Genomic DNA, 24535 nt, shown 5'->3' with positions numbered 1-24535 from the left:
TTCACCACTCGGATAGAGGGCTTCAATACTGTTCAGCAGTCTATCAGAAGGCATTGGAGGATAACGGTATGGTGCCGTCGATGACAGATGGTTATGATTGCTATCAGAATGCACTGGCAGAGAGAGTTAACGGGATACTCAAGCAGGAGTTTCTACTGTATCGATGTAAAACGTTTATTGAATTGAAAGTGTTGGTGGCTGAGTCAATCGCTATCTATAACCAAATGAGGCCGCACTTGAGCCTTGGCATGAAAACGCCAGAAGAGGTGCATAAAAAAAGCGGCTGCCTAGGGCAACCGCTTCTATCAAAAACCGTCAACGTATTTTAGGACGGGACAACCTCAATAATTACCGCTCGCCCTGCACTTCAAAATCATCACTGCTCAAACGTGCTTTGCCATCAATATCGATAATCCAGTGTTCGCGATGAACCACGCCAAACGCCTTATTCATTGTCCAGTTAGCACTCAGTATATAACCCTCGTTCTCTGCCGGTTCCCACTTAACATCGAAATACTCAACGTCGGCAAAACCCTGATCCATAATGTTTTGCCAAAAAGCCTGTATCTCACCCCGCCCTGTAAATGTTCCAAATGGGCGAGCCTCCATCACAGCATCTAGCTTATATTGCGCAGCACAGCCTGCAGCATCTTGCTTATTAAATGCTTGCTGCCAAACCAAAATACCTTCTTCATAAACGTCTAAGACACTTTTAACTGACATGTTAACCTCCCCCAATTAGTAAGATAATAAAGCAAGGTTATGCCAATGATTGACACGAAAAAACAGATAGATAAAGATTAACTGTTCTATAAATACGGACAATTAAAATGAACCAGTTACGCTATATGTCTGTCTTTGCACGTATTGTGGAAGAAGGCTCAATTACCGCTGCCGCAGATTCTCTGCAGCTTTCTAAGTCTGTGGTCAGCCAGCACCTTAAAACACTTGAAGGTGAACTAGGCATTTCACTTTTAAAGCGCACGACACGAAGACAAACATTGACCAGTGCAGGGGAAAGTTTTTATCAACAATGCAAAGCACTTAACGACATAGCAGAAATAGCGTGGCAGCAAGCCAAAGACACATTAGAAACGCCACAAGGCACCATTAGAATCACCGCACCCGACGCTCTCATGAGCACGCTCATCGCGCCAGCTATCAGCAACATCATCAAAAGATATCCTTTATTGGAACCGGAACTCATTAGTAGCGATCAGCATTTAGACTTACCCGCTGATAATATTGATTTAGCAATTCGCGTTGGCCCCTCTGCTATCAGCTCAATAAAGCAAAGACGCATAGGTCATTTTAGAGATGTTTTATGTGCCGCTCCTGATTTGATAGCAAGAGGAGTTGACCAACAATCCACATACATTGCAAACACCTGGCAAGGTAAGCAGATACTCCATACTTTCACACACAAAGAAACAGGCACACCCTTTACGTTTTCTACCCAAGCTCGTTGTAAAGCTGATTCATTTAATATTTGTTTAGCACTCATTAGCGAAGGTGCGGGGATCGGGTTAATACCTGATTTTTTACTCAAGCAAACAAATATATCTGTTGGTGAGGTTTTTCCAAGCTTTCAGCTACCGGAAAACTCAGTGTACGCATTACACCCATATAGCTACAGAGCACCCTTAAGTGTAACTGAGTGCTTAGCGGCAATTGAAGAACAGCTATCAGCAACATTGTAGAGTGCTTAACGAGAACCTTGTAGGCTTATCAGCGTTCTAAAAGCCCTTTTCGACCAATTCATTAAGCGCTATAAGTGCCTTATCCGCGTCGTGAGATTTAATAAAAATATGATCATGATAACAAGCAGCGATGACATTGGCGCTAATGTTGGAGTTGGTTAATGTAGTAGCAACGACAGCCGTTAAGCCAACAGCATCAAGGCTTGAGTGAACATTTAAGGTAATACACTGGAACACACCCGAATAGGCAATGTTGTACTCATCTGCCTTTTCTTTTTCTAAAATAACAGTCACACCTTCTTTTTCATGAAAAGTACCTTTGGGCTGTAATAGTGCGACCTGTTCGTAATCAGAAGTTGCCACTAAGCCAAAAACATACGCGACATCAGATAAACTAGGAGCCATGGACGCGATGAGTTTTTCTAGGTTTTTTTCACCAGACATTTATCACCCGGTTCAAATAACCGCTATCCATATAAATTAACCTAAGCATATAAACCAATCTATGACTCTTTAACGATAGGATTGCTCAACACACCTATCCCACTAATCTCAACTTCAATCACATCACCCGGTTTCATATATAGACGAGGTTTACGTTTGACGCCCACACCACCAGGCGTACCTGTAACGATGACATCGCCAGCCACCAGCGCACAAAAAGTCGATATATATTCGATCAATGCAGGAATATCAAAAATCAGATCAGAGAACGGCGCGTGCTGAACCTGCTCACCATTTAAGCGGGTTGTTAGTGTTTGAGATTCCAAGTCAGCGATTTCATCCGGGGTTACCATCCACGGGCCAAAAGCGCCGGTATTATCGAAGTTTTTCCCTGGGGTAAACTGCCCGGTATGCATTTGCCAGTCACGAATACTGGCATCGTTGTAACAAGCATACCCAGCAACATGCTGGAAAGCATTCTCACGCGCTATATGCCGCCCCCCACGTCCGATAATGACGGCAAGCTCCCCTTCAAAGTCGAGTTTCTCAGACACATTCGGTCTTATTATCGGTGCACCATGAGCAACCTGCGTTGATGAGAAACGCGTAAAGAGCACGGGATGCGCCATCTCAGGCATACCGGTTTCCAGACGATGACTTTCGTAGTTCAGCCCAACACAGATTATTTTCTCTGGATTGGGTATAACGGGTAACAGCTGCACTTCATCTAATGAGTGGTAGGAAGCACTTTCTAATTGAGCTTTTATCACTGTAGTGTCAGGACAGTGTACTAATAAACTTTTCAGATCAGGAACATCAGGGTATTCAGCAGACAAGTCATAAACGTGATCGCCTTCAATCAAACCAAAGCAGGGGCGACCCTCTATTAAAAATGATGCCAACTTCATGTTTTTTTTCCTGTTTATTGCGTGGAGTAAAAGTAATAATTTAATACGTATTTGAACGCACTTTTCGGTCATATTCTGATTGTTTGCGCAGCAATTCAAACCGTGAATCTTCAGCGTCTTGCTGTAGCCAGAATATCTCCCTGTGGTGCGCTTTAATCTCACCTAATAGACGCTTGCGATCTGCGGGCGTGCTTTTATCACTAATCAACAACTGCTCTTTTTTACCAATACTCTTTCTGAGTTTACGAATATCACGCTCAGCATCGCTTAAGGTGGCTCGCAATGTCGTCATCACATCGCTGATCATGAACAGCTCATAACCTGGGTTATATCCCTGCAGAAACTTTTCTTCCAATGCAGCGGGGCAAATACCTTGATACTTACTGCCTTTTTTCCCCTGAAAAAAGCCACTAGAGCGAGTGCAAAACTGCTTCAACCCTTCCTGATACCCAAGGTGGTAAGCTTCACGCGCAGGAACCACCGCGTACTCAGCGCAATCATGGCGATACTCATCTAAAATAGAAGAGTGAACTCCCTTGGACGCATCTGCCTGCCCTATCAACTGCCAATCAGCATGAATACACTCAGACTGGTTCATCGAGCTACAGCCCTGCATTAAGACAGTAATAGCAAAAACCGCCAGAAATTTATTAAAAGGCTGTTTCATCATGATTATTCTGTGGTCCATATTCGTTATCAGGTTTGCTTGGAAAAGCCATCATTACTAATAGAATAATCCAACCCAGTAGCGGCACCAGCATAATAAGCACCCACCAGCCGCAACGCCCAATATCATGCAAACGACGTACGCTCACGGCTAAACTCGGTAAAAAGATAAACAGCGAATATAAGCCGCCAAGAAAACCTGCCCCCGAAGCATATCCCCAGCCCATAAAACCATCAACAAAACTGACCGCTATGCTAATTAGAATATTAATCAGCATGAAATACCAAAACTCTTCACGTGAAGCTCTACCGGAAAACACCGTGTATTTTTTTATAACCTGTAAGTACCAATCCATTATTCACCTGTATCACTATAAATGAGGAGATCAAACTCGTAAAAATTATCCTAACAACTGACGCGATACTAGTCACCCAGCAAAGGTTGTAAGTAAGGCCATACATTATCTAGTAACACAGTTTGTGCTTCGGCATTTGGATGTAAGCCATCTGCCTGCATCAGACTCTGCTGCAACGCGACACCTTCCAGTAAAAATGGAACCCTGCTCACTTCATACTCATCTGCTAACGTTTGAAAAAGCGAGTAAAAACGCTCCGTATAAGAAACACCATAATTAGGCGGCAAACGTATACCCACCAGCAAAGGCTTGGCGCTAGCTTGTTCGCTAAGCTCAATTAACTGTGTGATATTTCGCTGTATAAGCGCCAAAGGCATTCCTCGCAACCCATCATTTGCTGCCAATTCGAGAACTATCCAGTCAGGCTGATGTCTCTCTATCAAGGCAGGCAAACGTGTTATACCTCCTTGCGTGGTTTCACCACTGATACTGGCATTTACCACATTGATATCGGCATACCCTTGCTGGAGCCGAGTTTCAAGCAGCGCTACCCAGCCCTGCTCAGGACGAATACCATAAGCGGCAGATAAACTATCGCCCAGTACTAATAGAGTTCTGGCGGAGACACTGCTACTAACAATAACGGATAGTAGTAATAAACAACGGATGAAAGTCATGCTTGATAAAACCTCTTTTGCTATTGAAACACACCATCTCGCAAAAACCTTCTCAACTCAAGCAGGTGCCATCCATTTATTCAAGGATTTGTCGCTCAACATTCAACAAGGAGAGAGTGTGGCAATTATTGGCCAGTCCGGTGCAGGTAAATCAACCCTGCTCAGCCTACTGGCAGGTTTAGATGAGCCCACATCGGGTACTGTGAAGTTAATGGAAACAGACCTAAATCAATTATCCGATGCTGCACGCTCGACCTGGAGAAGCACAAACCTCAGTTTTATTTTTCAAGCGTTTCACCTGCTACCGGAACTCACTGCACTTGAGAATGTGCAGTTACCATTAGATATTCGTGGAGATAAACAAGCATCACAACAAGCTGCACGCTTATTAGGCAAAGTAGGCTTATCAGACAGGCAAGATCATTACCCTGCTCAACTTTCTGGTGGTGAGCAGCAACGCGTTGCCATCGCGCGTGCATTTGTAACAGCTCCCTCCATTTTATTTGCTGATGAGCCTACCGGAAATCTAGATGCGCAGACGGGTGAAAATATTATCACTCAACTATTCGATATTAATGAACAACAAGCAACTACCTTAATACTGATTACACATGATGCGGCACTGGCATCGCGTTGCAACCGTCAGTTTAGGCTGGAGCAAGGCATGCTGATTGAAGGGCTATCTGAAGCACGCGCTGAAGGGCTATCTGAAGCACGCGCTGAAGGGCCAAACGACACAATCAATAAAGGCTCGAATGTAGAAGCAGTGAAGGATTAGCAGAATGATAACCAAACTTGCCTTACGACAGCTAAAAGCGCAGTGGCGACGCCCCGATGGCAGGGCACTACTGCTGTCTGTCTTTTTAATGACGAGTTTAATTACCTTGCTGAGCTTAACCGGTGACCGCTTAGAAAAGAGCCTAACCACCCGAAGCGCAGAGATACTGGGAGCCGACATGGTGATGAGCAGCCATCGCCAATTACCACCAGGATGGAACAGCCAAACCGTACCTTTTGGCTTGAGCACCACCAAGGTAACCCAGTTTATCAGCATGGTTGAAGCTCAAGATTCGATGCTCCGCAGCTCCATTCGAGCCGTTGATGCACCTTACCCTTTACGCGGAAAGGTCATTACAGACCCTCCGCACCTTACGAGTGCCCCTAAAAGCGGTACTGTTTGGGTAGAAGACAGCGTTTTAAGCCGTCTCAACATTAATATTGGCGACTCTTTAAATATTGGTTACAGCAGCTTTATTGTCGATCGAACTCTCATTAGCAGCCCTGACCGTGGATCTGGCTTTCGTAGCTTTAATCCTCATATCATTATGAGTAGTGATGACCTAGCAGCCACCAAGGTACTCGCTCCAGGCAGCAGAGCTCATTATCGTCGTTTATTTGCAGGCACGCCTGAACAGATCCAAAAAGCGGAACAGTTCTTTAGAGCAAACCTAAATGAAGAGCAGAGGCTTTATACCGCCCAAGGAAACCAGCCTGTTAGAGGTAATACCGCCAATAATGCCAGCCAATACTTAAAGCTCAGTGCTTTATTCGCTCTATTACTAGGCTCCTTTTCCATCTACCTATGTTTACGCCGTTTCAGTGCAGACCAACGCAGCCGCACCGCTCTACTAATGAGCTTAGGGCTCTCACGAACACAGCTATTCCAATTATTTAGTATTCAGCTGCTATGTGGCTGGTTGCTCGCTGCTATTCCTGGTGCCTTATTAGGTTTTGGATTACACAATGTTGTTCTATGGAAGTTGGCTAGCTTATTACCCCAGCCCTTGCCACCACTGAGTATTCTATCGCTTATTAGCAGTCCACTACTGGCAGGAGCTATCTTAATCGTAGCCGGGCTTGCCACCCTATTACCACTAGGGAAAACGTCTGTTTTATCATTAATACGTCAAGGTAATGACCGTCCCAGCACACACAAACTACTCTACTTGCTCACGCCCATTGCACTGTTTAGCATCATTGCTCTATTTGTGGAGTCCGCTTTATTTGCACTTCTTTTAACAACGGGACTACTGTTAGCAGGACTAATATCGGGTTGGTGTGTTCAATTTCTAATTCATACACTTAACCAACGCCTAAAAAACAGCATACGTCTATTCCCATTATTGACCTTACGTATAAAGCAGCAACGCCATTGGCACCGCCTACAAGGCGGCGTACTGACACTCCTCCTTACACTCATGACGGTGCTTTTATTTGCCCGTCAAGATATGCTTAGCGAATGGCAAGGACAACTCCCTGCAGATACACCCAATCAGTTTGTCATTGATATTCAGCCTTGGGAGAAAGAGTCTGTTACCCAATGGTTAAGCGATCAAAAAATCCCATCGACCCTGTACCCAATTATCAGAGGGCGCATTGAGTCCTTAAACGGGCAGGAAATAGCGCAAGCGTTTACCGCTGAGCAACGCCAACACAACACCTTAAACCGAGAGCTTAATTTAACCTGGGGGAATAAAATCCCTGCACATAACACCTTAAACCAAGGGCAATGGAGCAGCGCCGACAATGCTATTTCGATCGAGCAATCTATGGCAGATGAGTTGTCACTGGTACTAGGTGATGAAATTGGTTTTCGTGTTGGCAGCGACCTGTTCAGCGGAACCGTTACCAGTATAAGAGGCGTTGAATGGGCATCGTTTCGCCCTAACTTTTATGTAATATTCTCACCCGGCGTGATCGATCAGCTTCCGGCGACGTACATTACTAGCTTTAAAACGGATGCTAGCCAAAAAGATGCGACGACCCAACTATTAAAAGCATTTCCCACGCTCACCTTGATAGATATTGAACAGCTATTACTGCAAGCACAGGACCTGATCAATAAGCTCAGTGATAGCGCATCGCTTATTTTGTTGCTGACATTACTAAGTGGGTTGATTTTGGTTATCACAACATTGCAGCAAGACCTAGTACAGCGCCGCTTTGAAGTAGCACTACTACGCACTCTCGGAGCATCGGCAAATCAAGCACGTCAGTTAGATATGTTGGAATACCTCTTAATAGGTCTGAGTTGTGGTTTGCTAACCTGTATTATGAGCGAGTCTTTGCTCTATTTAATCTATACAAACTTACTGCAGCTAGCCCCTCAGCTACACCCGTTTCTGTGGTTAGCATTACCTGTACTGGCAACTATTCTATTTGCTTTAACAGGCTTACTCACTCGCAAAACTCTATCACTGCCTAGCAGTTACCAGCTACTTAAAAGTGGGGAGTAGTTCTAAGAGCAGCGTACTGTACGCGGCTCTTAGAACGGTAATTAACGCAAGCCCTATAGCCCCAGAACAACACCCGGTTTCAACTTGTCGTCTTTCAAGTTTGGAACTGGGAAGCAGGAAAACAAACGATCTTTAGGGATACCCTTTTCTAAGAGAATAGTCGTTACCGTCTCGCCACGTGCAGAGGCCAGCTCCTGAAGACGTTCCATAACTAGCACTTCTAATTCAGCAGGCGGTAAAGGCTTAGATTTTGCTTTGTTTTCCTTTTCAAGTAACACCAACACGTTAGCTCTATCAGCTTTCACTGCGTTTCCACAAATATTCAAACGTAAGCCTTTTCGAGAAACCATCATCTCACTGATTTTACCTAAATAATCACCGGCATCTGCAGCTGAATTATTAGTACCTGCAGCAAAATTCACCGGAGCTAAGGTAATAAACGCCCCTGATTTATTGGCATCAATTGCCGTGCTTGCTAAGGAGATAAGCGCACCGTAGGGTTGTAAGGCTTTTGTCAGGAAACCAAACGCGGCTTTCTTTAAGCCTTTGCTTGCTAAGCGGTTAATAATACTCTGGTAGCCGAACTGTGGATCATCTAAAGAGCCCTCAACCGGTAAGTCTAATTTAATATTATCTTCACTATCCTGAAGCACAGAGATCGCTGTACCCAAAGGCATACTCAGTGTCTTATTAAAGTTACCTGTCGCTTCATTCTGGGCGGGTTGTACTTCTAGTCGGTTTAACTTAATACGGTTCTTCCCTGCTAGCACACCTTTTTTCAGCGTGCCGCTACTGCTAAAGTCCATCTGACCACTTTGTAAGAAGTACCCTACATACTTTCCTGCATAGGGGCTAACAACGGGCAACTCTGCATTTTTAAGGTCGATTTTCCAGTCACCATTTTTTGCACCACCCAGCAAGTTCATCTTGCCGGATGCCGTTAATATGGCATGTTTATTAATCGCCGCTTTTACACTAAACGGGCTCAAGCCGCCTTTGCCCGTATCCACCTTGGCAACACTTAATTGTTTGATATCAACCGTCGATTTAAACGTAGGCTTAACACTGTGATCTTCTATATAAACGAGGTTACTCCCTGTAAGTTGCAACGTCCCAATACGAGAAGTAAAGGCAGCATTATTACCTTTAGATGCTTTTTTAGCAGTACTGATTTTTTTAACCGATGCAGCACTTTTATCTTCTAACGTAGCCAGCGCTTTTGTCAGAGCGCCGATCTCTTTTATCGCTTGTTTTTTAGTAACAGAGATTGTTGTTTTTGAATTTTTCAGGCGAATATCATTAATCACTAAACGTGTAAGGTCGCTAAGAAGAATCCCTTTAAGGCGCACTTCACCAATGGTACTTAAAGGCTTCTGCCCTTGCTTATAGCTTGCTTTCAAACCCGCCAAAGTCACTTGGTCTGAGCTGATTCTCTTCGCCGAATAAAACGCGTTATTAAGCCCCAAACTTTTTAACTGCAACAACTGCAATGGGTCTTTAATTGTGGCGACATTAAGAGCAGACCCCTTTAATTGAATTTTATCGATAACCGGCTGCGTGACTTGCATATTTTTAATAGCAGCAGACATATCAGCGGATGCTAAATCAACGGCCAGACGACCACCTTGTACTAGTTTCAACTGCTGTAACGCAACTACTGGAATCGCGGAAATACCTGCAATTTCACTACCTTGCCAGCTAATATCCAAGGGAGACGCTAATGATAACTGCGCCGCAGCTAAGTCAACATCAGGGTTCTTAAGGTCTAAAGCGGCAATATTAAGACCAACTTGCGTCTTAACTTGCTTAGGTAAGCCTTTTTCAAACTGTATATTTAACGGCCCATTTTGGGTCACCGTCGCCGCACTGATATTCAAATCAGACTGTCGTAGTTTTAGGTCTTTTACTGTTAAATTTTGTGGGCCTTTTATACTGCTCAATAACTTATCTGCAAATAATAGATTAACGCCCCCTTTCCAATTAAATTGTGACATCAACAATGCTAGTTCTGTGCCCTGCTCAACCTTAATAGACGCATTTTGTAACGCGCCATCCAAAGCAATATTCTGTAAATCGCCTTGTGCTAGCTCAACCGAGCCTTTTCCCTTCCACGCCAAGCGCTTATCGGTAATAGTGAGCTGCTCATCCTGCCAAGCAAAATCATCTAAGCTAAAGCTACCGGCGTGAGACAGCTGTCCTGTTCCACCCGTTATATCAAGCGAAAGCTCAAGGTTAGTTGTTAAAACACCGCGCAGCTGAGGCACCCATGCTTTTGCAACACTCTGTAAAGGAAACTGATCTAGTACCAGCTTTATAGTTGAGGTCTTTTTATCAGGTAATGGCACGGCATCAGTATCGAGTTTAATACGTGCACCATTCAACAAAGCATCTATTGAGAGCTGAGTAGACGCGCTCTCATCCCATTGATACAAGGCGTTCAGCCCAGCATTATCGATTACGAGTTGCTGCTGGTGCTGCGGTAAATCTAACGACCAGCTGATCTGACTTAAATTGACATTAGCAATACCGAACTTCCACTCAGTGGGTGGTCCTTCTGGTTCTTCTACCTTCTCGCCAGATTCAAATTGAGAAAGGTTGACCGGTCCCAACCAAAGATCATCTCCTTGCTGGTGCAATCCACTCGCCACATCAGAGATCAAGACTTCATTAATAAAAACACGTTTATCCAAAAGAGAGGGATAATCCACAGATACTTTTAAATGGCCGACTTTAATTGGCGGCACACCATCAGACTCAGCTTTAAGTTGCAAAAGCTCAACCGCACCGCTAAGCCAATGAATGTCTACTTTTTCAAATGAGGCATTTTCAACGCCCTGACCTTTAAGCCAGATAACGGCCTGATCACGAATCAAATAGGGCACTGAATACAACCCTAAAGAAATTAATACTATTATCGATAAAATGATTCGCATTTGTTGCTCCGTTATATTTAAAACCACTAGCCACTTATCCTCAGGTGCTTAACATAAGCGACGTACTAGCAGTGCCAAAACTTATATACAAAAGCTTATACAACTCTCCCTGATTAGAGGCTGAATTGCAGTTTAGCTTTTTTTATTATTTGAAGCCCCGATCTACTTTTCTATAAAAAGTACTTACTGAACACTAGCAAGACTTGTAGCGTAACGAAACCCCATTAAATAAATGCGGTTATACAACTCGCACGACTAAAGTCGCTTAATCTTGAATATCTCAAACACATATAATTTTCTCAATATAAAACAACGACATAACAACCAGCCAACAGAATAATGTCGCGTTTTATCAAAACAAAATACCATTACAAAGCGAGTGGTTATTCCAAAAAGCTATAAACCAATAGCGGTTACTGCTAGAATCTGCGGACAAAAAAATACAGTGTAATCCCAACTTTTTAATTTTTTAGGGTGAATTTCATGGATCATCATGATGAGAATTTTCGTGATACTTCTAGCTATGGCTGGATTGTTGTTAACTTAGTCGCGATGGTGTGGGTAACCATGCCTGTTAGCATTGTAGTAATGCAAATCGTGCAAAGGTAAGTATCAGCTTAAAATACTGATATAAAAATGCCGCTTATCTAAGCGGCATTTTTATAATAACAGTTGTAACCTATATATCTGTTACAACCTCTCGTTACAACTTCAGCTATGTATGTTTAATCGTCTGCACACCTTCAAGTGTACCCATCAAAATCACATCAGCACCGCGCTGAGCAAACAAGCCATTAGTAACAACACCCACAATATTGTTTAGCGTCGCTTCTAACCCTTTAGGATCAACGATCTCAAGGTCATGCACATCAAGAATTTCATTGCCATTATCTGTTACAAAACCACTACGATAAACCGGCATGCCATCTAGTTTTACCAACTCACGAGCCACGTATGAACGCGCCATAGGAATCACTTCCACAGGTAAGGGAAAATCACCCATCACATCTGCCTGTTTGCTTGAATCAACAATGCAGACAAACTCTTTTGCTACAGCTGCTACAATTTTTTCTCGTGTTAATGCACCACCGCCGCCTTTAACGACATTTAAACGAGGGTCGAATTCATCAGCACCATCGACATAGACTTCCAGCTCATTGATCGCGTTAAGATCAAAGACGGTAATACCATGGCTTTTTAAACGCTCAGCCGTTGCTTCAGAACTAGCAACAGCACCGTCAAACATATGCTTTACTTTAGCCAGTTCATCGATGAAAAAGTTCGCTGTAGAACCAGTGCCTACGCCAACAATTGTTTCGCGCCCTAAACGTGGACGAATATATTCAACAGCAGCCTGAGCAACGGCTAGCTTCATTTCATCTTGTGTCATGCTATTCAACATCTCATTTATTGACTAATTGCACAAATTATACGCAGCATTGGCGCTCGCTTATAGACGAAATGCATTACAACTTGTAGGATTTCTGCCTCTTCTTGTTAAATCACTCAGGATTGACTGATAAACAAGCCACTCGCTCTATTGATCGTACCCTTATTATGGCTCACCGATACATAAAAAAAATTCTCGAAGCGCGTGTCTATGACGTCGCTGTCGAAACACCTCTGGATGAAGCCAGAGGCCTGTCTGAACGCCTCAGCAATCGTGTCTTATTAAAACGAGAAGACCTGCAACCGGTGTTTTCTTTTAAAATTCGCGGCGCTTATAACAAGATGAGACAGCTGTCGGAAAAAGAGCGGGCGTGTGGTGTTATTGCAGCATCAGCCGGAAACCATGCACAAGGGCTAGCAATGGCCGCCAAACACTTAGGTGTTAAAGCTACTATTGTGATGCCTAAGACGACACCAGAATTGAAGGTGAATAATGTACGTCGCCTTGGTGGCAAAGTAATCTTACATGGTGATGCTTTTGATGAAGCTTCAGCACACGCACAAAAGCTAGTCGCAGAAAAAGGGATGACTTATGTCCACCCTTTTGATGATCCAGATGTGATCGCGGGGCAAGGCACGGTCGCAATGGAGATTCTCCGCCAAGAGTCTGGCCCTATCGATGCTATTTTTGTACCGGTTGGTGGTGGCGGCCTGATTGCCGGTATCGCAGCCTATGTAAAATATCTGCGCCCCGAAACCAAAATTATTGGCGTTGAGTCCGAAGACTCCGCCTGCCTTGCTGCTGCTATGAAAGCATCTCGACGCGTAACCTTGTCACAAGTAGGCATTTTTGCTGACGGAGTCGCTGTGGCACAAATTGGTAAAAACACCTTTGAAATATGCCGTGACTATGTCGATGAAGTGATCACCATTACAACCGACGAAATCTGTGCGGCCATTAAAGATATTTATGACGACACTCGCTCAATCTGCGAGCCAGCAGGTGCATTGGGTGTTGCCGGGCTTAAAAAGTATGTCCACCGTGAACAAAGTAAAGGCAAAACACTGATTGCCATTGATTCAGGTGCCAATATTAACTTTGACCGTCTACGCCATGTCGCTGAGCGCTCTGAACTAGGCGAGAAACGTGAAGCTATTATTGCCGCTAAGATTCCAGAAAAACCGGGCAGTTTCAAAAAGTTCTGTACGGCGCTAGGTAAGCGTAATATCACAGAATTTAACTACCGATACAGTGACGATACTCAGGCGGTTGTATTTGCAGGGGTGCAAATTCAAGCGAATAACGATGGAAAGGAAGAGCTATTAACAGAGCTTCGTGAGCATATAGAAGAGGTTATAGACCTTACCGATGATGAAGCAGCCAAGCTACATGTACGTTACATGGTAGGTGGACATGCTCCTGAGTCAGTTACCAATGAGATCGTTTACCGATTTGAATTTCCGGAACGCCCGGGTGCACTAATGAAGTTTCTCAGTACATTAGGCGGTCGTTGGAATATTTCCATGTTCCACTACCGCAACCATGGCTCCGCTTATGGCCGTGTACTGGTTGGCATGCAAGTCCCAAAAGCAGAAAGACCACAGGTAAAAGAGTTCTTAAACGAGATTGGCTATAACTTCTGGGAAGAAACCAATAACCCAGCTTACAAGTTGTTTTTAGGCTAACCCCTTAAGGCTATTTGGTTTGCCATACGGTAACAAAAACCGCTTTAATCCAGCGGTTTTTTTACGTCTGCTAAAACAAGAAGTCATAACAACGCTGTAATAAACTCGTTATTCAGCTCGATAACCTTTGACTCAAGCAGATGATGTTGCGCGCCTAATGTGCCAAAGTCATCGTCAGTAAGAGGCTGCTCTAAGCGCTTTAAGTAAAAACGGCCATCATGTGAATAAATTTTGTCACCGATGATGGGATAACCCAAGTGAGCTAATTGAGCTCGAATTTGGTGCTTTCTGCCCGTAAACAACTGACACTCGATTAATGCTCTGTCGGTTTGGCGCTGCAGTACACGAAAAGCCGTTTTACTGACTTTGGGTTTTAAATAGCGTTCCCGCTCCTGTGGATCAACTACATACATTTGGCTACGAATTTCACTGCCTTGTTTTTCAGACAATTCGCACTCAAAGGTAATCTGATTCCACTCCGGCAAACCTGTCACCCACGCATGGTAGACTTTCCTAACAATAAGTTGCTCCAGCTGCTTTTTCCACTTTTTATCTGCAGCACTATCTTTAGCCAGCAAGATGACACCCGATGTCTCTGTATCTAATCTATGTAGCAGTTGGGCATTTACGAACGGGGTTTCACGGCGAACTAGCGAGATCAGTGTTTGATATAAGTTACGTGTAGTACGACTAACAGGCAGTAAGGCGGGTTTATAGACTTTCAGCAGCTCATCATTTTGCCACAGTACTTGCCAGTGAGAGTCAACATCAGCTTCTTGATGCCCCCTCAGGCTGACCGTCACTTTTTGTCCACAAATAAGTATTTGACTAGGATAAGCGACAAGACCATCAACACAGATGCAGCCGTGTTCAAAAGCTTGAGGCAACTGATCAACATCACGACGCGCTAAACGTACTGAGAGAAATTCTAAAATATTTTCTGATGATTCAGAGAAAACCAAAAAGACTAAGCCAAAGCTATCAGCAGGGTCATGTGTTGTAGATAGCGCCACCTCATGGGTCGTCAAGGCATCTCCGGTGAATGCTCAAAGCTCTTTCCAAAGAAAGCCCGCAAAGTAAATAAGCACGTAGAGGTGAGTCCCCATAGCAAGCCTGTTACTACCCCTAAATCAACAATACCGCGCCAGGGTTGTTCTAACTGATGCACCAGCAACACCATCACAATAATACCCAGCGTCAAGCTATAAGTGACTATCATGCGTTTACGTACAATGGAAAAAAAGCCCATACAAAACAGCGGTGCCAACAATAGTCTAAGTGGAGATACATTCTGAGACAGGTAAAGAATTCGCGCAGCAACACGTGGAGACCACCCCTGCTGGAATCCGCGATAACCTTCACTAAAGCCCATAAAAACAATGCTTACTACCAACGCCAACCAATGATGCCACTCGAGGTTGTAATCAAAGGTTTGCCAACCTATCGCGCTTAATCGATAAATGGCACTACCCAGTAGCAAGCCGATCCCTGTGATTCCCCACAGAACAGCAATATACCCTAGCACTATCATATCTCTTTTATTAAAAAGGTAGAGGCGCACATTGTACCCAACTCTGTCAGATACTAAACAAAAAAAACCGCCCATATAGGGCGGTAAGTGCACGTAAATTGATACAAATATTACATCACTGCTATCACATCAAATTTAATAACCGTTTAGCGAATCAATATATTCAGGTAAGAATAGTGAGATCTGCGGTATATAAGTAATTAGCATCAGGAAGCCTAACAACAAACATAACCACGGTAGACACGCTTTAATAACCCAGATCATATTCTGTCCGGTGATACCCGCCGTTACGAAGAGATTGAGCCCTACCGGCGGTGTCAGCATGCCAATCTCCATATTCACCACCATGATAATACCGAGGTGAATCGGATCAATTCCCAACTGCGTTGCGATAGGGAACAAAATCGGCGCCATGATCAAAATAATGGCTGATGGCTCCATAAAGTTACCGGCAATGAGTAGTAATATGTTTACTACAATCAAGAAGCCCCACGCTGGTAAACCCCACGCAATAATCGACTCAGCTATGGTATGCGGGATACGTTCAGTCGTTAGTACATGAGCAAACAACATGGCATTAGCAATAATGAACAACAGCATCAAAGATACTTTTGATGCATCCAGTATGACTTTGCGAACTTCAGGATCAGCAAAAGACTTAGGAATTGCCATCAACATCTGCGCAGCATTACGAAACGATGCAGACGCAACACCCTCTCCCTCATTCTGCCACGCGACGCCTTTCATCGGACCAATGTCACGGTAACCAACGACAGCAATGAAGTAACCGTAAACCGCAGCAACTGCCGCCGCTTCCGTTGGTGATGCAATACCACCATAGATAGAGCCCAGTACGATGATGATCAGCATCATCCCACCCAGTGCAATAATGCCGGAGCGAGCCAACTTCTTAAAACCTGGGAAAGGCTGAGAAGGCAACCCTTTGATACGCGCCACTATGTAGATGGCGATCATCAAAATAAGACCCATCATCAAACCAGGAATAAACCCTGCCATAAACATACGCGAAGCAGATACTTCCGTTGCTGCGGCATACACCAGCATGACAATTGAAGGAGGAATCAAGATACCTAATGTCCCAGCATTGGCAATAACACCCGCAGCGAAGGATTGTGGATAACCCGAACGCACCATCCCTGCAATACAAATAGTACCGATTGCCGCTACAGTCGCAGGAGATGAACCTGAAACCGCCGCAAACAACATACAAGCCATAACAGACGCCATTGCTAGGCCACCTTTAATATGACCTACCGTATCGACAGCAAAGTTAATCAAACGCTTGGCGACACCACCGGTCGATAAAAACGCTGATGACAATACAAAGAACGGAATCGCTAACAGTGTGTAATGCTCTGATGTTGCTTCAAATAGCTTAAGTGCAATCGATGCAAGAGAGTCATTCGAGAACATCAAAATAGTGGTGACAGACGATAAACCCAACGCTATAGCGATCGGCATACCAATAAACATACAAAAGAACAGGGTGATAAAAAGAACCGCAATAGTCATGATTTATCTCCCTTGTCTTTGTTTGAGTCTTTATTCTCTGGATCCCCAAGAGCTGTGTCCTGCAAATCTTTTGCAATCTCCATCGACTCTTCGGCTTCATCCGCAAAATGGAAACCATCGGCTTGACCAATCACAACTTTCCAACCGAGCTGCAAAAAGCGAACGATCAATAAAACAAAGCCGATAACCAATATGCTCATCGGAATCCATTTAGGAATAGGAATATCTTCCATCTCGATACCGATCATTTTCATCTTGCTTAAATAAATCCAAGAGCCATAAACAAATAGGCCGCAGTAAATTAGGCAAAGCACGATTGCCAGCAATGTAAAGAATCGATGAGTGTTAGCTGGCAGCATCTTGACGAATACATCTACGCCGATATGAGCACCAACTTTCACTCCATAAGAAGCACCAAACAGCACAAACCAAGCTGCCATTAGCAAGGTAGCTTCCTGTGCCCAGTGAATACCTGAGTTGAACCCAAACCGAGCCACAACCTCTACAAACACAAGCAGGGTCATTGAAACCAGAAGCAAGGACAAGAATCCCTCTTCCAGATGCGAAACCACTTTTTTAATCATCACATCCACCATCTACACGACTTTCGTCGTTTATTATTATCGTGAGACAACATTTACAGGACAGCTCTACCTCCGTAGCTAAAAGCACACAGGAGAAGCTCTCTTCTAAACAATACTCATTGAGGAAACAGGCAAGCAGTTACGCTTGCCTGTTAACACCAACTTACTGGTTAGATGCTTCGGCAGCTTTGATCAGGTCAGCGCCAATTTCTTCTTCAAACTGAGCCCATACAGGCTTCATTGCATTAACCCATTGCTGACGCTCAGCATCAGTCAGGTTGACGACTTCAGAGCGTTTAGAATCGATAATTTGTTGCTTATCTTGGCTGGCTTTTTCAGCGGCAATACCATTGCCGTATGCAATAGCATCATCCAAGGCTTTTTTAACTTCTACTTGCAGCTCTTTGTCCAAAGACATCCAGAATTCAGCTGAAGTCACGACTAGGTAGTCAAGAACACCGTGGTTAGATTCTGTGATGAATGGCTGTACTTCAAAGAATTTTTTAGAGTAGATATTAGACCAAGTATTTTCCTGACCATCGATAGCCTGAGTTTGCAGTAGGGTAAATACCTCAGAGAAAGGCTTTTTCAATGGCACGGCATCGATCGCTTCAAACTGCGCTTGCAGTACATCAGACGTCATAATGCGGAACTTTCTACCTGCAGCATCAGCAGGCACTTTCAATGGATTACTTGCAGACAACTGCTTCATGCCGTTATGTAAATAACCCAATCCAACTAAGCCTTTTGATTCAAGAGAGCTTAATAGTTTTTGACCATCAGGGCCTTGCTGAAAACGTTCAACAGATTCCATATCCTTAAACAGGAAAGGCAAGTCAAAAATTTGTAGCTGCTTAGTGTATTTTTGTAATTTAGAAAGTGAAGGTGCGGCTAACTGAACATCACCCAGCAACATAGCCTCCAGCACTTTGTTATCACCGAAAAGCTGAGAGCTTGGGAACACATCCACTTCCACTTTTCCAGCAAGACGCTCTTCAACTAGCGCTTTGAACTTAAGCGCCATTTGCCCTTTAGGGGTGTTTTCAGCAACCACGTGAGAAAACTTAATTTCGATCGGGGCAGCTACTGCAGCCTGGGCACCGAGTGCCAAAGCGATTGTCGTTACCGCGGCGGTCAATAAACGCATGGTGTATCTCCTACTTCTTGGATTTATTTTGATTATTTCGCGTTTTGCTGACAGCCACTTGAAGCCCTGCCATCAGCATCTACACTGATACTGCAAAGATAAGGCCAATCACAATTTATTATTTAAAAACAGCAGCTTAAAAAAAATAACTAAAACAAAACAAGATAAAAATGGCGTATTACCACCCATGCAAAAACCGCATAAGTGGCGAAAATCCACACATTTACAACGAAGCAACTCCAGCAGGCTTCCAAGATCCTTACTATTCTTTGATTTGGGTTCACGACAAAAACCTAAAGAACCTCTATAGTCCGCCGCTGTTAAGTTTATATTCAGCGTTATAGTGCCTTTCAAAACAGGAGCCTGAAGTGAGCATCAATAAAGGGATGTCTATTCAAACCAAAGTCAATTTGTCACTCGTTGCCGTTTTCACAATTGTTTTCATCGGCAGTCTGACAGCTATCTTCAAAAGTGAGACAGGGCTCAGTAATGAGGTAGCCCGTAAAACAACACTCGCTACCGCAGACTCTTACTTTGACAGCATCAACATTCTGATGCTCAGTGGTGCCATGGCTAATCGCTCCGCCTTGCAACAGAAAATCATTACCAATGAAGACCTAACTGAAGCAAGAATTATTCGTAGTGATGCGATATCAAATGTTTATGGACCAGGAACAACGGACTCCCAAATACAAGACGATTTTGATCGTAGAGCAATGCAGGGAGAACATATTATTGAGGAGATTGATGACGACAAAGGCCATCGTCTTGTTGTTGTAACTCCAATGAAAGCCTTAAGTGACTATAAAGGCACTAACTGCTTACTCTGCCATCAGGTTCCCGAAGGAGAGATTATTGGCGCCGTGCGCGTCACTTACTCATTCAAAAACTTAGATGCTACCGTTTTCAGTAATATCACAGCCATTGCTCTGGTTGAGTTAGCCCTATTTGCGGCTGGCATTATTCTTATAAGCCTCCTACTACGCCGCCTAGTGGTAAGCCCTATCAACCGCTTGAGCGACACTATCCATAGCATCGAAAAAGAAGGAAATCTTAATCTTAGGATCGATGTCACTTCGACAGATGAAATTGGCAACATGTCTACCGCATTTAACTCTATGCTGGAGAATTTTCACCATAGCTTAAAACAGGTCAGCAATACGATTGTGCAACTTGGCTCATCCAGTAAGCAGATAAATGATATTGCCGACATGGCCTCGCAAGCGGTGAGTAACCAGCAAATCCAAACAAGCTCCGTTGCCTCTGCAATGGCACAAATGGAAGTTGCTACGCAAAGCGTGGCAGAGAACGCAGGGCGCACCGTATCCGCATCAGATCTTGCACTACAAGAAACCACCAGCGGCACGGATATCACGCAAGCGGCTTTACAAGAGATAGAAAGCCTTAAAGACAATATGATCAAAGCGACCCACGTTATCCAACAGCTCAACGATCAGAGTCAAAATGTAGGCACGGTACTGGAAGTCATTCAAAAAATTGCAGGCCAGACTAACTTACTCGCACTGAACGCAGCTATAGAGGCAGCACGTGCCGGAGAGCAAGGGCGTGGGTTTGCAGTCGTGGCTGATGAAGTCAGAACCTTAGCCAGTCGCACCCACCTAGCCACTGAAGAAATCAACACAATTATTGCGCGTTTGCAGAAAGATGCTGAAGGTGCTGTCACTGTCATGGATGTCGCGATGAACAGTGCCGAGTCGGGCGTTGAAAGCGTGCAAAAGACCTCTAATGCACTCATAAATATTGCAGAAGAGGTACGTGTCATTAACGACATGAACCATCAGGTGGCCAGTGCTATTAAGGAGCAATCTCACATGGCAGCCAGCGTCGACTCCAGCGTTCAAGATATTAGCCAAAGCTCGAGCAATACGGCAAACAGAGCCACACAACTAACATCGGTCTCTTCTGAATTGGGCTCGTTGGCTTCGCAACTTGGCACGCTGGTGAACCGCTTTAAGTTATAACGCTAGAGAAAGAGTAGTAGCTGATCCCCCCCTTCTACATACAGAATGGGGGGCTTATGACTTGTAATCGTTTTTATCCAGCCCATACTTACGCATTTTGTCGTACAGGGTTTTTCGCGGCAACCCAAGGCTATTAAGCGTATCCTTAATAGACCCTCCATGCAGCGACAGCTCAGTTTGCAGCAGTATTTTCTCGAACCGTTCAACCTGCTCAGGCAATGTCATTTTTCCTGAAGCAGTGCTGTCGGTAATGGGGCGGTTATCGAAGTCGAAAGTACAGCTTTCCCCAAGCAACACATAGCGCTCAGCCAAATTGCGTAACTCACGAATGTTTCCCGGCCAATCATGTGTCATCAAGCTATGCATTCTCTCCATATTAAGAGGTAATACCTCCCTTCCATACTGGGTAGAAGCTAAGATCGAGAAGTGCTGAAAGAGCATAGGAATATCATCTAAACGCTCTCTTAATGGCGGAATATCAACACGTACAACATTTAAGCGATAGTACAAATCCTCGCGAAACTCACCTCGCTCGGCCTGTTCTTTTAAATCTACTTTACTTGCAGCAATCACCCGAATATCAAGCTGAATCAGTTCATTTGAACCCAAGCGTTCGATGGTGCGCTCTTCCAATACCCTTAGCAGCTTCACCTGTAAGGCGAACGGCATACTTTCAATTTCGTCTAAAAAAACAGTCCCACCATTAGCATGCTCAAACTTACCAACACGCTTGGACTTAGCATCAGTGAAAGCACCCTTTTCATGCCCAAATAGCTCACTTTCAATCAAGCTTTCAGGTACGGCTCCGCAATTGATCGCTACAAAGTTCTTATCTCTGCGATTACTGTGCTCATGAATATAACGAGCCATCAAATCTTTGCCGGTGCCGGTTTCAGCCAGCACCAAAATATCAGCAGGTGTATCGGCTACGGCATGCACTAAGCGGCGCAATTGTTTAACCGATGGTGTATTGCCAATAATGCGCGGCCCTGGAGCACTTTGTGCTTCTAGCTCCTGACGCAATCTGCGATTTTCAATAGTGAGCGCACGTTTTTCCATTGCTCTACGCACGATATCCACTAAGAGCTCAGTTGAGAACGGCTTCTCTATAAAATCATAAGCACCATTTCTCATTGCACTAACAGCCATAGAAATATCACCATGACCCGTAATCAAAATCACCGGAAGGTCCGGGTCAATAACATGTGCCCTTTGCATTAACTCCAATCCGTCGATGCCTGGCATATTGATATCGGTAACTAAAACGCCACACCACTCATCAGTAATCAGGTCGAGAGCCTTCTCAGCGCTTTCTAGCGCAACTACAGCATAACCTGCCAGCTCTAGCGTCTGCCCTGCAGAAAGCCTTATATGCTTTTCATCATCCACAAGCAGTACTGTTTTGCTGTGATCAGCCATACCCTGATGAATCGTATTTTGATTTGCGTCCATAACCTGCATGCGTTTCTCGCTAAATAGATGTCAATTGCTGATCAATGCCCTTATGAGGGTCTGTAGGCAAAGAGAGCTTAAATAGAGCGCCTCCTTGAGGATGATTAGAGACACTCAAACCACCTCCCAAACTATCAATAATACGATATGAGATAGACAGCCCAAGACCGAGCCCCTGGCCGGCTTTCTTCGTTGTATAAAAAGGCTCGAATACCCTCTCAAGCTCATCTTCAGGTATACCAGGACCATAATCACGTATCAGCAAAACCTGCTTGTTATTATGCGGTTCTAACGTAATATCAATTCGTTTATCCTCTAGTGATTCCATCGCTTGTATAGCATTAGCGATCAAATTCACCATAACCTGCTCAATGCGTACGATATCACCCAGCACAAAGCATGACTCTAAGTCGCTAGGCCAGCTGATAGATACTTGCTCACGACTCAAGCGACCATACATAATAGACATAGCCCCGTCTTTAACCGACTTCATACAGACAGTTTCAGCATGCCCACTAGTTTTACGTGCAAACTCTTTCAATGGATGAATAATTTTAGCCATACGCTCTGTTAGCTGACTAATTTCTGCCAAGTTAGTACCTACCGGCTCCAACCGATCCAACTTCAAAAACTGCCGTGCATTATCAGCATAAGCACGAATAGCCGTCAGAGGCTGATTCAATTCATGATTAATACCCGCAGACATTTGCCCTAATACGGCTAATTTAGCCGTTTGAATTAATTCATTTTGGGTATTTTTATGCTGGTCCATCTCTTCTCTGAGCTTGGCATTAGCATAAGTTAAATCAGACGTACGTTCATGCACTCTTGATTCCAGCTCCGTCTGAGAATTTTGCAGTGCTAATTCATATTCTTTACGCTGGGTAATATCGTGAATAGTCACAACAAAACGTAACACGTCACCACGCTGCATCTTTCCTATCGTGATCTCTATCGGAAAATACGTACCACTTTGTCGCTTACCAGACGCTTCTATCATCAGGTCTGGAACTTCTGCCACTGCTGCCTGAGTAATATGCTGCCAACACACAGGGCGGTCTTCTTGGGATAAAAACAAGCTGAAAAACTGATGCTTGACCCGCTCTTCGTTATAACCAAAGAGCTTTTCCGCAGTACGATTAAACGAATCAACTCGTCCCTCGCTATCGAGCGTTATTAGCCCGGCTTGCGTATTATCAATAATGTCACGGATACGAGATTCATTTTTTTCTAATGTCTGTAGTTCTCTTTGCTTAAAGCGGGTACGTTCTTTCACAATACGCCGCCGAGCAATCACCACCATCACTAACAACACCAACGCAAGATAGACAAATGCGGCCAACATAATGGCATTCAGAACTTGGCGCTGTACTGGCTTCATGTTTGCCAATATCGACACGGTAAAGCCAGCGCCATCAACCTCAGTACTTTGCAGTAAATACTCCCCTGTTTTTATACCATCTAATGCAGCATTACTAACATTCCCGCCATCTATTAAGGTGATCAACTGGCTGCCATCATCGCGCTGACTGCGCTTGATAATGTCCAACGAAGTCAACGGGTAATCGCCGTAGCGTAAACTTTGATAGATACGCTGCGCATCCTGTGGTGCTAATGGAGTGAGTGTATGGAACTTCCAGTCTTTTCGCGTTGAGATAAAGATAACACCGTCATCATCGCTAACGACTAAATCAGTGGACACATCATTCCAATCCGTTTCTATTTCATTCAAATCGATCTTAACAATGACAGCACCTAGAATTCTGCCACGATGTTCAACAGGGTAAGAAAAGAAATAACCGCGTTTTTTTGATGTTGTTCCTAATGCAAAATAGCGCCCGGCACGCCCTTGTATGGCATCTTGAAAGTATGGACGAAAGCTAAAATCCCTGCCGACAAACGACGCGTCCTTACTCCAATTACTAGCTGACACCGTAGAACCTTGGGCATTCATCAAATAGGTATCTGATGCACCAATCACATCATTGACCTGCTCAAGATATAAATTAGCACGCATCTGCGCATCATTACTGGAGTCATAGAGCAGCGTATTAATAAGCTCAGAGTGTGTGGATAGCAGACGAGGTAGGTCTTTATAACGGTCGAGCGTCTGCTGTAAATTCAACATGTATCGATTCATATCCGCCAGCGTTTTCTGCTGCAGACTGTTCAATGCTTGTTGGCGACTAAGACTAGCGACTTGAATGAGCAATAAAATAAATACGCATGTCAGCGCTACCGCCACCCAAGGACGATAAGTTGAAAAATATCTTGCCAGAATCGCATTCCTTCTAATAATTTAATGGCAAAC

22 protein-coding genes are annotated in these 24535 nt (G+C 44.2%); 7 read left to right on the top strand and 15 right to left on the bottom strand.

Annotation, left to right across the window (positions count from 1 at the left end):
* On the top strand, positions 1-329 hold a 329-nt coding region (locus G511_RS22970), incomplete at its 5' end, for an integrase core domain-containing protein (protein WP_036552086.1).
* A 19-nt stretch (positions 330-348) separates the two neighbouring features.
* On the opposite strand, the gene G511_RS0113870 is transcribed toward G511_RS22970, so the two are convergent.
* On the bottom strand, positions 349-723 hold the full coding sequence (locus G511_RS0113870; protein WP_028470155.1) for a Cif family virulence factor: 375 nt from the start codon (positions 721-723) through the stop codon (positions 349-351).
* Between the two features lie 107 nt (positions 724-830).
* Here G511_RS0113870 and G511_RS0113865 point away from each other — a divergent pair, with 107 nt between their 5' ends.
* Positions 831-1700, top strand: a complete 870-nt coding sequence (locus G511_RS0113865; RefSeq protein WP_028470154.1) for a LysR family transcriptional regulator — start codon at positions 831-833, stop codon at positions 1698-1700.
* A 36-nt stretch (positions 1701-1736) separates the two neighbouring features.
* Here G511_RS0113865 and G511_RS0113860 read toward each other — a convergent pair whose 3' ends face one another.
* The 5 genes from G511_RS0113860 to G511_RS0113840 form a co-directional block, all read right to left on the bottom strand.
* A complete protein-coding gene (locus tag G511_RS0113860; RefSeq protein ID WP_028470153.1) occupies positions 1737-2144 on the bottom strand; it encodes an ACT domain-containing protein in 408 nt (135 codons plus the stop codon).
* A gap of 59 nt (positions 2145-2203) precedes the next feature.
* Positions 2204-3052, bottom strand: a complete 849-nt coding sequence (locus G511_RS0113855) for a fumarylacetoacetate hydrolase family protein (RefSeq protein ID WP_028470152.1) — start codon at positions 3050-3052, stop codon at positions 2204-2206.
* A gap of 40 nt (positions 3053-3092) precedes the next feature.
* Positions 3093-3722 carry a DUF2799 domain-containing protein gene (locus G511_RS23920; RefSeq protein ID WP_169565785.1) on the bottom strand — a complete coding sequence of 210 codons (630 nt, stop codon included), beginning with the start codon at positions 3720-3722 and terminating at the stop codon, positions 3093-3095.
* Complete coding sequence (locus G511_RS0113845) at positions 3703-4074, bottom strand: DUF805 domain-containing protein (RefSeq protein WP_028470151.1); 372 nt, start codon at positions 4072-4074, stop codon at positions 3703-3705. The genes G511_RS23920 and G511_RS0113845 overlap by 20 nt, the downstream gene beginning before the upstream one ends.
* Positions 4075-4142: 68 nt before the next feature.
* A complete protein-coding gene (locus G511_RS0113840; protein ID WP_028470156.1) occupies positions 4143-4751 on the bottom strand; it encodes an arylesterase in 609 nt (202 codons plus the stop codon).
* On the opposite strand from G511_RS0113840, the gene G511_RS22960 reads away from it, so the two are divergent.
* Both G511_RS22960 and G511_RS0113830 read left to right on the top strand, forming a co-directional pair.
* Positions 4750-5529: an ABC transporter ATP-binding protein gene (locus G511_RS22960; RefSeq protein WP_084629116.1), complete on the top strand. Its 780-nt coding sequence runs from the start codon at positions 4750-4752 to the stop codon at positions 5527-5529. The genes G511_RS0113840 and G511_RS22960 overlap by 2 nt on opposite strands.
* 4 nt (positions 5530-5533) lie before the next feature.
* Positions 5534-7987, top strand: a complete 2454-nt coding sequence (locus G511_RS0113830) for an ABC transporter permease (protein WP_028470150.1) — start codon at positions 5534-5536, stop codon at positions 7985-7987.
* A gap of 53 nt (positions 7988-8040) precedes the next feature.
* On the opposite strand, the gene G511_RS0113825 is transcribed toward G511_RS0113830, so the two are convergent.
* The gene (locus G511_RS0113825; protein WP_028470149.1) at positions 8041-10920 is read right to left on the bottom strand and encodes a DUF748 domain-containing protein; all 2880 of its coding nucleotides are present in this window, start codon (positions 10918-10920) and stop codon (positions 8041-8043) included.
* A gap of 483 nt (positions 10921-11403) precedes the next feature.
* Here G511_RS0113825 and G511_RS24850 point away from each other — a divergent pair, with 483 nt between their 5' ends.
* Positions 11404-11529 carry a hypothetical protein gene (locus tag G511_RS24850; protein WP_281170423.1) on the top strand — a complete coding sequence of 42 codons (126 nt, stop codon included), beginning with the start codon at positions 11404-11406 and terminating at the stop codon, positions 11527-11529.
* 106 nt (positions 11530-11635) lie between these two features.
* Here G511_RS24850 and rpiA read toward each other — a convergent pair whose 3' ends face one another.
* On the bottom strand, positions 11636-12310 hold the full coding sequence (gene rpiA / locus G511_RS0113815) for a ribose-5-phosphate isomerase RpiA (RefSeq protein ID WP_028470148.1): 675 nt from the start codon (positions 12308-12310) through the stop codon (positions 11636-11638).
* A gap of 167 nt (positions 12311-12477) precedes the next feature.
* On the opposite strand from rpiA, the gene ilvA reads away from it, so the two are divergent.
* Positions 12478-13995, top strand: a complete 1518-nt coding sequence (gene ilvA, locus G511_RS0113810; RefSeq protein ID WP_028470147.1) for a threonine ammonia-lyase, biosynthetic — start codon at positions 12478-12480, stop codon at positions 13993-13995.
* Between the two features lie 83 nt (positions 13996-14078).
* Here ilvA and G511_RS22955 read toward each other — a convergent pair whose 3' ends face one another.
* The 5 genes from G511_RS22955 to G511_RS0113785 form a co-directional block, all read right to left on the bottom strand.
* Positions 14079-15023: an RluA family pseudouridine synthase gene (locus G511_RS22955; RefSeq protein WP_245574042.1), complete on the bottom strand. Its 945-nt coding sequence runs from the start codon at positions 15021-15023 to the stop codon at positions 14079-14081.
* The gene (locus tag G511_RS0113800) at positions 15020-15526 is read right to left on the bottom strand and encodes a hypothetical protein (RefSeq protein ID WP_036552085.1); all 507 of its coding nucleotides are present in this window, start codon (positions 15524-15526) and stop codon (positions 15020-15022) included. The genes G511_RS22955 and G511_RS0113800 overlap by 4 nt, the downstream gene beginning before the upstream one ends.
* Positions 15527-15661: 135 nt before the next feature.
* On the bottom strand, positions 15662-17059 hold the full coding sequence (locus G511_RS0113795; RefSeq protein WP_028470145.1) for a TRAP transporter large permease: 1398 nt from the start codon (positions 17057-17059) through the stop codon (positions 15662-15664).
* On the bottom strand, positions 17056-17643 hold the full coding sequence (locus G511_RS0113790) for a TRAP transporter small permease (protein ID WP_028470144.1): 588 nt from the start codon (positions 17641-17643) through the stop codon (positions 17056-17058). The genes G511_RS0113795 and G511_RS0113790 overlap by 4 nt, the downstream gene beginning before the upstream one ends.
* A 163-nt stretch (positions 17644-17806) precedes the next feature.
* Positions 17807-18790, bottom strand: a complete 984-nt coding sequence (locus G511_RS0113785) for a TRAP transporter substrate-binding protein (RefSeq protein WP_028470143.1) — start codon at positions 18788-18790, stop codon at positions 17807-17809.
* A 368-nt stretch (positions 18791-19158) separates the two neighbouring features.
* On the opposite strand from G511_RS0113785, the gene G511_RS0113780 reads away from it, so the two are divergent.
* Positions 19159-20772 carry a methyl-accepting chemotaxis protein gene (locus tag G511_RS0113780; RefSeq protein WP_245574040.1) on the top strand — a complete coding sequence of 538 codons (1614 nt, stop codon included), beginning with the start codon at positions 19159-19161 and terminating at the stop codon, positions 20770-20772.
* 54 nt (positions 20773-20826) lie between these two features.
* Here the strand turns inward: G511_RS0113780 and G511_RS0113775 are convergent, their stop codons facing one another.
* Complete coding sequence (locus tag G511_RS0113775) at positions 20827-22224, bottom strand: sigma-54-dependent transcriptional regulator (RefSeq protein ID WP_425411403.1); 1398 nt, start codon at positions 22222-22224, stop codon at positions 20827-20829.
* A gap of 19 nt (positions 22225-22243) precedes the next feature.
* Positions 22244-24436 (bottom strand): ATP-binding protein, encoded by a 2193-nt coding sequence (locus G511_RS22950; RefSeq protein WP_245574038.1) that lies wholly within the window; start codon positions 24434-24436, stop codon positions 22244-22246.
* Positions 24437-24535 lie beyond the last annotated feature (99 nt).

Source organism: Neptunomonas japonica DSM 18939 (assembly GCF_000422765.1).
Taxonomy (GTDB): domain Bacteria; phylum Pseudomonadota; class Gammaproteobacteria; order Pseudomonadales; family Balneatricaceae; genus Neptunomonas; species Neptunomonas japonica.
This window is presented reverse-complemented; position numbering and strand designations above follow the sequence as displayed.